10 protein-coding genes and 1 tRNA gene are annotated in these 9,030 nt (G+C 72.3%); 4 read left to right on the top strand and 7 right to left on the bottom strand.

Annotated features, from left to right (window positions below; all coding sequences use genetic code 11):
* On the top strand, positions 1 to 197 hold a 197-nt coding region (locus VMN58_10155), incomplete at its 5' end, for a phosphoribosylformylglycinamidine synthase subunit PurQ (protein HUF33555.1).
* On the opposite strand, the gene VMN58_10150 is transcribed toward VMN58_10155, so the two are convergent.
* The 4 genes from VMN58_10150 to VMN58_10135 are packed head-to-tail and all read right to left on the bottom strand — an operon-like array spanning position 194 to position 5,059.
* Positions 194 to 1,090, bottom strand: a complete 897-nt coding sequence (locus VMN58_10150; GenBank protein HUF33554.1) for a phosphoribosylaminoimidazolesuccinocarboxamide synthase — start codon at positions 1,088 to 1,090, stop codon at positions 194 to 196. The two genes, VMN58_10155 and VMN58_10150, sit on opposite strands and share 4 nt — an antisense overlap.
* Before the next feature lie 17 nt (positions 1,091 to 1,107).
* On the bottom strand, positions 1,108 to 2,529 hold the full coding sequence (gene purB / locus VMN58_10145; GenBank protein ID HUF33553.1) for an adenylosuccinate lyase: 1,422 nt from the start codon (positions 2,527 to 2,529) through the stop codon (positions 1,108 to 1,110).
* The gene (gene purD, locus VMN58_10140; protein HUF33552.1) at positions 2,526 to 3,785 is read right to left on the bottom strand and encodes a phosphoribosylamine--glycine ligase; all 1,260 of its coding nucleotides are present in this window, start codon (positions 3,783 to 3,785) and stop codon (positions 2,526 to 2,528) included. The genes purB and purD overlap by 4 nt, the downstream gene beginning before the upstream one ends.
* Entirely contained in the window at positions 3,782 to 5,059 is a 1,278-nt protein-coding gene (locus VMN58_10135; protein ID HUF33551.1) for an adenylosuccinate synthase, read from the bottom strand. Before VMN58_10135 ends, purD begins: the two co-directional genes overlap by 4 nt.
* 125 nt (positions 5,060 to 5,184) lie before the next feature.
* On the opposite strand from VMN58_10135, the gene VMN58_10130 reads away from it, so the two are divergent.
* Complete coding sequence (locus VMN58_10130; protein HUF33550.1) at positions 5,185 to 6,615, top strand: site-specific DNA-methyltransferase; 1,431 nt, start codon at positions 5,185 to 5,187, stop codon at positions 6,613 to 6,615.
* A 22-nt stretch (positions 6,616 to 6,637) separates the two neighbouring features.
* Here the strand turns inward: VMN58_10130 and VMN58_10125 are convergent.
* The 3 genes from VMN58_10125 to VMN58_10115 form a co-directional block, all read right to left on the bottom strand.
* A tRNA-Ala gene (locus tag VMN58_10125) sits at positions 6,638 to 6,713 on the bottom strand.
* A gap of 145 nt (positions 6,714 to 6,858) precedes the next feature.
* On the bottom strand, positions 6,859 to 7,056 hold the full coding sequence (locus VMN58_10120; protein ID HUF33549.1) for a DUF6131 family protein: 198 nt from the start codon (positions 7,054 to 7,056) through the stop codon (positions 6,859 to 6,861).
* Between the two features lie 14 nt (positions 7,057 to 7,070).
* Positions 7,071 to 7,202 (bottom strand): hypothetical protein, encoded by a 132-nt coding sequence (locus tag VMN58_10115; protein ID HUF33548.1) that lies wholly within the window; start codon positions 7,200 to 7,202, stop codon positions 7,071 to 7,073.
* An 80-nt stretch (positions 7,203 to 7,282) separates the two neighbouring features.
* Here VMN58_10115 and VMN58_10110 point away from each other — a divergent pair, with 80 nt between their 5' ends.
* A complete protein-coding gene (locus VMN58_10110) occupies positions 7,283 to 8,203 on the top strand; it encodes a YihY/virulence factor BrkB family protein (protein ID HUF33547.1) in 921 nt (306 codons plus the stop codon).
* Positions 8,204 to 8,214: 11 nt separating this feature from the next.
* Positions 8,215 to 9,030, top strand: an 816-nt coding sequence (locus tag VMN58_10105) for a hypothetical protein (protein ID HUF33546.1), incomplete at its 3' end; no start/stop codon positions are given.

The raw sequence follows: 9,030 nt of genomic DNA, 5'->3' as shown, positions 1-9,030 counted from the left end.
TCGTGCTGCGCTACGTCGACAACCCCAACGGGTCGGTCGACGACATCGCCGGGATCTGCAACGCCGGGCGCAACGTGGTGGGCCTCATGCCCCACCCCGAACGAGCCTGCGACGCCCTGCTCGGCTCGGCCGACGGCGCCCCCCTCCTCCGCTCCCTCCTGTCAGCCGCCAACAAGAGAGCCGCCAACGCCGCTTAGCGAAGAGCCTCGGGCCAGTCGGTGAGGGAGCGGCCGGTGATGCGCTCGTAGGCCTCCACGTAGCGGGCGCGGGTGGCGGCGACCACCTCCTCCGGCAGCGGCGGCGGGGGCGGGGTCTTGTCCCAGTCGAGGGCTTCGAGGTGGTCGCGCAGCGGCTGCTTGTCGAACGACGGCGGAGTGCGGCCCGGCACCACCGCGTCGGCGGGCCAGAAGCGAGACGAGTCCGGGGTGAGGATCTCGTCGGCGACGATCAGCTCGCCGTCGACCAGGCCCAGCTCCAGCTTGGTGTCGGCGATGACGATGCCCCGGTCGGCAGCCAGCTCACTGCCCCGACGGAACACCTCGAGGGAGAGGTCCCGGGCCCGGCCGGCCAGGTCGACGCCGATCATGCCGACGGCGTCCTCGAAGGAGATGTTGACGTCGTGGTCGCCCACCTCGCCCTTGGTGGAGGGGGTGAAGATCAGCTCGGGGAGGCGGTCGGACTCCTGCAGGCCCGAGGGCAGCCGCTCGCCGTGCACGGTGCCGGCAGCCCGGTACTCCTTCCAGGCCGACCCCGACAGGTGACCCCGCACGATGCACTCGATGGGGAGCATGTCGGCCCGGCGGCACACCATGATCCGCCCGGCGAGCCCGGGCTGGCGCGCGTGCTCGGGGAGGGCGTCAAGGTCGGTGGAGAGGAGGTGGTGGGGTGCCACACCGGCGAGGTGCTCGAACCAGAACGCCGCCATGGCGGTGAGGACCCGGCCCTTGTCGGGGATGGGTTCGGCCATCACCACGTCGAACGCGCTGATCCGGTCGGAGGCGACGAGGAGCAGTCGCTCGCCGTCGAGCTCGAAGATGTCGCGGACCTTCCCCGAGGCGAGGTGAGGCAGGCCGAGGTCGGGTGAGGGCACGGTTGCTCCGTCGGGGCTCAGAGGATGGGGTCGGGGACGTAGGCGGCGGCCTCGGGGTGAGCGGCGGCGACCTCCTCCGCGGCGGCGACGAAGGCGGCCACCTGCCGGGGGGCGGCGCCCGCGAACGTGAGGGGCTCACCGAGGAGGTCGTCGAGGTCGACCGCCGACAGCGGCAGTCGGTCGTCAGCCGCCAGGCGGGCGATCAGGTCGTCGTCGCCGCCCTCACGCATGGCGAGGGCCACCGCCACGGCGTGCTCCTTGACGGCGGCGTGGGCCTGCTCGCGCCCCACCCCCCGCTGCACGGCGGCCATGAGGACCTTCGTGGTGGCCAGAAAGGGCAGGTACCGGCGCAGCTCGCGCTCGATCACGACCGGGTAGGCGCCGAAGCCGTCGAGGACGGTGAGGAAGGTCAGGAACAGCCCGTCGGCAGCGAAGAAGGCGTCGGGAAGGGCGACGCGACGCACCACGGAGTCGCTGACGTCACCCTCGTTCCACTGCCCGCCGGCGAGGGCGGCGACCATCGACAGGTGGCCGCCGAGCACCTGGGTGAGGCCGTTGACCCGCTCGCAGGACCGGGCGTTCATCTTGTGGGGCATGGCCGAGGAGCCCACCTGACCGGGGAGGAAGCCCTCGGTGGCCAGCTCTTGGCCGGCCATCAGGCGGATGGTGGTGCACAGGCTCGACGGGCCCGCCGCCGCCTGGACGAGAGCGGCGACCACGTCGAGGTCGAGCGACCGGGGGTACACCTGCCCGACGCTGGTGAGCGTGGCCTCGAAGCCGAGGCTGGCGGCCACGGCCCGCTCGAGGCGGTCGAGGCGGTCGAGGTCACCGCCGAGGAGGTCGAGCTGGTCGACCTGGGTGCCGACCGGGCCCTTGAGACCGCGGAGGGGGTAGCGGGCGAGGAGGTCGTCGACGCGGTGGTGCGCCTGGAGGAGCTCATCGCCGGCACTGGCAAAGCGCTTGCCGAGGGTCGTGGCCTGAGCGGCGACGTTGTGGCTGCGTCCCGCCATGACGACCTCGGCGTGCTCGGCCGCCAGCGCCGCAAGCCGAGCCAGGGCCGCCACCATGCGGTCGCGCACGAGCTCGAGGGCGAGGCGCACCTGCAGCTGCTCGACGTTCTCGGTGAGGTCTCGGCTGGTCATGCCCTTGTGGGCGTGCTCGTGGCCGGCGAGGGCGCTGAACTCCTCGATGCGGGCCTTCACATCGTGGCGGGTGACCCGCTCCCTCGCCTCGATCGACTCGAGGTCGACGTCGTCGACCACGGCGCGGTACGCCTCCACCACCCCGTCGGGCACGTCGACACCGAGGTCGCGCTGGGCCTCCATCACTGCCAGCCAGAACCGGCGCTCGAGCACCACCTTGTGCCGAGGCGACCAGAGCTCGGCCATGGGCTCGCTGGCGTAGCGGGCGGCGAGCACGTTGGGCACGTCGGCCTTCATCCGCGGGCGCCGAGCTGGTCGGCCACGGTGACAGCGGCGATGTCGCTCCGGTAGAACATCCCCGGCCAGGAGATCCTCGAGGCGGCCTCGTAGGCCCGTTGGCGGGCAGCGGCCAGGTCCGGTCCGAGAGCGGTGACGTGGAGCACCCTCCCACCGCCGGTCAGCAGGGCCCCCGGCTCGTCCTCCACGGCAGTGACCCCGGCGAAGAACAGCTCGACACCCTCCACGGCGAGCGCCTCGGCCAGGCCGTCGATGCGGTCACCGGTACGGGCGGTGCCGGGGTAGCCCTCGACGCAGCAGGCCAGCGTCACGGCCGCCTCGGCAGCAAAGGTGGGGGGCTCCGAGGGGAGCCGACCCGCGGCCGCTCCGGCGAGGAGGGCGGTCAGGTCGGAGGTCATCCGCGGCAGCACCACCTGGGCCTCCGGGTCGCCGAAGCGGGCGTTGTACTCGATGACCTTGAGGCCGTCGGGGGTGAGCATGAGGCCGCCGTAGAGCACGCCCCGGTAGTCGATCCCTCGCGTCCGGAGGGCGCGCAGCGTGGGCAGGACGGCAGTGTCCATCACCTCGCCGACTACGTCGTCCCCCACCCCCGGCACCGGGGAGTAGGCCCCCATGCCACCGGTGTTGGGCCCGGTATCGCCGTCGCCGACGCGCTTGTGGTCCTGGGAGGGGGCGAGGGCCACGGCGTCGCGCCCGTCGCAGACCGCCAGCACCGACAGCTCGGGACCAAGGAGGCCCTCCTCGATCACGACCCGCCGTCCGGCGTCGCCGAAGGCCTCGCCGGCAAGCTTGGCGCGCACGTCGTCGACCGCCTCTGACCGGTCGGTGGTGACGAGGACCCCCTTGCCTGCGGCCAGCCCGTCGGTCTTGACCACGAAGAGGTCGCCGAGGGTGTCGAGGAAGGCGATGGCCTCGTCGGGGTCGGTGAAGGACCCGTAGCGAGCGGTGGGGACCCCGGCCTCCACCAGGAGCTCCTTCATCCACTGCTTGGAACCCTCGATCCGGCCGCCCTCCGCTCCCGGCGCGAAGACGGCGCGACCCCGGGCCCGCACGCGGTCGGCCAGTCCGGCCACCACCTCCGCATCGGGGCCGATCACCACCAGATCAGCGGGGATGTCGACGGGGTCGACCCCCGGGCCGGTCGAGCCGGGGATGCCGGCGTTGCCCGGGCACACGACCACGTCGTCGGCGGTACGGGCGAGCACCGACGCCAGCGTGTGCTCCCGCCCCCCGGCCCCGACGACGAGGACCTTCATGCCACGTGGACGGTCTGGAGGCGCTCGGGACCCACCCCGACGTAGCTGACCGGGACCCCGCCCTGCTCGGCCAGGAACAGCACGTAGTCGCAGGCCTTGGCCGGCAGGTCGTCGAGCGTGCGAGCCTGCGAGCAGTCCTCCTGCCAGCCCGGCAGCTCCTCGTAGACGGGGACGGCCCGGTGGAGCTCGGACTGGTGGTACGGCATGTGCTCCACCCGCTGGCCGTCGATCTCGTAGGCCACGCACACCTTGATGGTGGGCAGGGCGTCGAGGATGTCGAGCTTGGTCAGGAAGATCTCGGTGAGGCTGTTGAGGCGGACGGCCTGGCGCAACATCACCGCGTCGAACCAACCAGGGCGGCGGCGGCGCTTGGTGTTGACCCCGTACTCGTGACCCCGGTCGACCAGGCCGTCGCCGACGTCGTCGAAGAGCTCGGTGGGAAACGGGCCCGACCCCACCCTGGTGAGGTAGGCCTTGGTGATGCCGATGATGCGGTCGAGGTGGCGAGGTCCCACACCCGCGCCCGCGCACGCGCCGCCCGCGATCGGGTTCGACGAGGTCACGTACGGATAGGTGCCGTGGTCGAGGTCGAGGAAGGTGGCCTGCGCTCCCTCGAACATGACCTCCTTGCCCTCCTCGAGGGCGGTGTGGATCAGGTGGACCGAGTCGACGATGCGCGGCGCCAGGCGGGGGCCGATCTCGTCGAGGTACACCTCGCAGATGGCCTCGGCGGTGGGGCCCAGGCGGTTGAAGACCTTGGCCAGCACCGCGTTCTTCTCCTTGAGCACCACCTCGAGCTTCTGGCGGAAGATCTTGTGGTCGAGGAGGTCCTGGACCCGAAGGCCCACCCGCAGGGCCTTGTCGGCGTAGGCGGGGCCGATGCCCCCCTTGGTCGTGCCCAGCTTGTTCTTGCCAAGGTGGCGCTCGAAGACCACGTCGAGCTCCTGGTGGTACGGCAAGATCAGGTGGGCGTTGCCGCTGACCACGAGGTTCGACGTGTCGATCCCGCGGGCCTCAAGGGCGTCGATCTCGCCAAAGAGGATCTTCGGGTCGACGACCACCCCGTTGCCGATGACGTTGACGGTGCCAGGGTGGAGGATGCCGCTCGGCACCAGGCGCACGGCGAAGCTCTGCTCCCCCACCACGATGGTGTGCCCGGCGTTGTGGCCGCCCTGGTAGCGAACGACCATGTCCATCTCGCCGGCGAGGATGTCGGTGAGCTTGCCCTTGCCCTCGTCACCCCACTGTGTCCCGACCACGACGGTCCCGGGCACGCGCGTCTCCTCGGATCTACGAAAGCAGCCACTCGATCGTACCCGAGGTCGCCGGCCCACCCACACGGGTTCGGGACGGGGGTCTCGGCACCGTCGACGGGCCGGCGCGCGCTACGGTCCGCGCTGTGACGACGGAGCCTCCTGCCGGGCCCGGCCGCCGCCGTCGACCCACCTCGACCGCCCGGTTCGGGTCGTCGAGACGGGAGAGCCACGACGCCTCCGCCTTCTACGAGCGCTTCGTCGCCCCCGACGTCTCGGACGACGCCACCGTGGCGCGCTCCTCGACGCTCGACACCATCCATGTGGGCGATGCCCGCGACATGCGCCACGTGGAGGACGGCTCCATCGCCCTGGTCGTGACCTCACCGCCGTACTTCGCCGGCAAGGAGTACGAGGAGAGCCTCGGTGAGGACGGGGTCCCCGCCACCTACTTCGAGTACCTCGCCATGCTCTCCGACGTGTTCGCCGAGTGCCGGCGCGTCCTCGAGCCCGGTGGGCGGATCGCCGTCAACGTGGCCAACCTCGGACGGCGGCCGTACCGGTCGCTCGCCGGGGACGTGACCGAGATCCTCACCGACCTCGGCCTGCTGCTCCGGGGGGAGGTGGTGTGGTGGAAGGGTCGGGCGGCCGGTGGCTCCTGCGCGTGGGGGACGTTCCAGCGGCCGGGCAACCCCGTGCTCCGCGACGTCACCGAGCGCATCGTGATCGCCAGCAAGGGTCGATTCGACCGAGCCCTCAAGGCCACGGCGCGCGCCGAGCAGGGCCTGCCCTCCACGACCACCGTCACCCGCGACGAGTTCCTCGAGGCCACCACCGACCTGTGGGAGCTGGCGCCAGAGAGCGCCACCAGGGTCGGGCACCCGGCGCCGTTCCCCGTCGAGCTCCCGCAGCGCCTGATCGAGCTCTACACCTACGCCGACGACGTGGTCCTCGACCCGTTCATGGGAGCCGGCACCACTGCTGTGGCCGCCGTGCGGACCGACCGGCGCTACGTGGGCTACGACACCGACCCGGCCTACGTGGCCCTTGCCGAGCGCCGCGTGGCAACCGAGGCCGCCTCGTCTGTCGGACCGGTCCGCATCACGGCCGGGGCCACACCTGCCGCGACCGGCGACGAGCTGGGCGATGCCGTGGCGGAGGGACGTCAGGCGCGCGAGGTGGCGGAGCTCCTGCTCGGGCGCAGCGGCTTCGTCGACATCCGGGTCGGGGTCCGGATCCCGCGCACCGGGGTGCAGGTCGCCTTCACCGCTCGCGACGCCACCGGGGGCGAGTGGGCATTCGACCTCACCGGCGGCTTCACCACGAGCCGGTCGGGCCTGGCCCGCAGCGACGAGCTCTGGCGGGCGCTCGGCACCGCGGCGGTGCTGGGTCAGACCCGCCCCGACCTGGGCATCGTGCTCCTCACCACCACCCTGCCCACGCCCCGCACCCCGGGGGCGATGAGCCTGGGGGCCGTCACCGGACCCGGTCGGCTGGTGTCCGCCGCCGTATCGCTCCTCGACCCCGAGGGCGAGGATGCCCTCCGGCTGCTGGCATCGCAGGGCCGTCCCGCGTAAGCCGTGCTGACCAGGACATTTCTGGTGGAGACGATGGGAATCGAACCCACGACCCCCTGCTTGCAAAGCAGGTGCTCTGCCAACTGAGCTACGTCCCCGGGAGCGGCTGCGCGGGCCGTCGGTACCTCAGTGTACGTCCAACAGATCCGGACGACCGAGCCCCCCAGACCCCTCGACACGGGGCCAGGCGCGACGATGCGGCGGGCGACCGGCCGGAGCCGGGCCCGCCGCAGTCGGGGGCGTCTACCAGTAGTGGCGGCGTCCGCCCACGGCCCGGTCGAGGGAGCCGAGGACCATGAGGATCACGCCGACGACGAGGAGGATGACCCCGAGCGTGGTGAGGATCCCGATGCCGAGGAGGATGCCAAGGAGGAGCAGGACGATGCCGAGGGTGATCACCTCGGCCGTGTACCCCGCCGCCCGGATCGAGAACCCGGGCACCAGCCGGCGACGAGCTACAGGGCGCGCAGCACCACGTTGAGCACGATCGTCAGCACCACCGAGGCGACGATCGAGACGAGGATCATGCCGAGGCAGCCGGCGCCGCCGCCGAGGGGGCGCACCTCCAGGTTTCGGCCGAGGCGCATGGGGCCACCGTGCCCACCGCGGCCGCGCGCCACGCTCGCACCTGCCGCCCTCGCCCGCTGCCTGTGCCAGGCTCGACCCGATGAGCGCTCCCTCGACTGACGGGCCCCGCACCCGACGGGAGGAGGCCCTCGACCTCGGCAAGGAGCTGATGACGTGCTGGCGTGAGGACCGCATCACCGGCCTCGCCGCCGAGATCGCCTTCTTCGCGATCCTCAGCCTCTTCCCCACCCTGCTCGCCACCGCCGCCGCCCTCGGCTCCCTCGAGCGGTTCGTGGGCTCCGCCACCGCCGAGCGCGCGAGGGAGGCGGTGGTCGAGGCCCTCGGCCGGATCCTCACCGCCGAGGCCGACGACACCATCGGGGCGGTGGAGGCGCTGTTCATCGAGCAGCGACCGGGTCTGCTCACCTTCGGGCTCCTGTTGACGGTCTACGCCATGTCGCGCGGCTTCGCCGGGGTCATCCGGGCCCTCGACGTGGTCTACGACCTCGAGGAGCGGCGCTCGTGGGTCAACATCCGCGCCCACGCCATCGGCCTGTCCATCGGGACCGTGGTCATGGCAGCGGCCGTCCTCCTCATGCTCATCCTCGGCCCCCTCTTCGGCGGGGGCGAGAAGGTGGCCGACGCGATCGGCCTCGGCGGATTCTTCGCGGTCTTCTGGGACGTCGTGCGGCCGCCGGTGGCCTTCGCCATGCTCGTGATCTGGGCGACGGTGGTCTTCCACGTGGCGCCCAACAAGCGGACCCCATTCCGCTGGGACCTTCCGGGGGCGCTCGTGGCCGCCGTCGCCTGGTTGCTCGTCTCGCTGGGCTTCCGCCTCTACCTGGAGCTCGCCGCCGAGGGAAACCAGGTGTTCGGGGTTCTCGGTGGTGCCCTCAGTGTGCTGTTCTGGTTGTACCTGCTCGGCATCGGCCTCCTCCTCGGCGGCGAGGTCAACGCCATCCTCTACCGACGCTACGGGCCCGGGCCCCGGGGCGTGGGCCCCGAAGCCGAGCCTGACTAGCGTCGGTGGCCGTGGATCCCGAACGACCGCTGGCCATCGCCGAGGGGCTGCTGTCGCTGCCCACCGCGCCGTTCATGGAGGACCTCCCCATCGACCACGTGATGGGCTTCGCCGACGACCGCCCGCGCCTGAGCCGCTCGCTCGACGCGGCGGGCAACGTCGTCGTGCGCTACGACGGACCGGGCGCCGACACCAGTCGGCCGCTGGTGCTCGTGGCCCACCTCGACCACCCCGGCTTCGCCGTCGACGGCGTGGCCGACGGGACGGCGTCGCTGACCTTCCACGGTGGCCTGATGGCGGCCCACGCCCACGAGGGCTCGCCGCTCCACCTCTTCCGCCGTGGCCAGGTCGAGCCCGTCGGCGTCGCCGAGCTCGTGACCGCCGACGAGCGCGCCGGTCGCCTCACCGGTGGCACCGCCCGCGTTGTCGATGGCGAGGCGGGCACCGACGGCTTCGCCATGTGGGGGTTCCCAGGTTGGTCCCTCGACGACGGCCGCATCGTGGGCCGGGTCTGCGACGACCTCATGGGCGCCGCCGCCGCGCTCGTCACCCTCGACGAGGTGGCGCGCCAGGCGCCCGAGGGCGTCTCGGTGTGGGGCCTTTTCACCCGGGCCGAGGAGGTCGGCTTCCTCGGCGCCCTCGCTGCCATCCGCCTCGGCACCGTGCCGGTGGGCGCGTCGATCCTGTCGCTCGAGTGCTCCAAGGCCCTCGCCGACGCCCCGCAGGGCGACGGCGTGATCGTGCGGGTCGGCGACCGGATGAGCATCTTCGATCCCGGCCTCACCGAGGCCCTCCGCTCCGCGGCCGAGGCGGCGGCCGCCGAGCTC

The sequence above is a fragment of the Acidimicrobiales bacterium genome (assembly GCA_035512495.1).
Classification (GTDB): Bacteria; Actinomycetota; Acidimicrobiia; order Acidimicrobiales; family CADCSY01; genus DATKDW01.
The sequence above is the reverse complement of the archived record's forward strand: the minus strand, read 5'-3'. Positions and strand labels throughout refer to the sequence as shown.

Bases quoted from the DNA above. Each gene is read 5' to 3' on its own strand.
- VMN58_10115 (HUF33548.1), bottom strand. From the start codon at position 7,202: ATGCGCCTCGGCCGAAACCTGGAGGTGCGCCCCCTCGGCGGCGGCGCC.
- VMN58_10110 (HUF33547.1), top strand. From the start codon at position 7,283: ATGAGCGCTCCCTCGACTGACGGGCCCCGCACCCGACGGGAGGAGGCC.
- purB (HUF33553.1), bottom strand. From the start codon at position 2,529: ATGAAGGCCGACGTGCCCAACGTGCTCGCCGCCCGCTACGCCAGCGAG.
- purD (HUF33552.1), bottom strand. From the start codon at position 3,785: ATGAAGGTCCTCGTCGTCGGGGCCGGGGGGCGGGAGCACACGCTGGCG.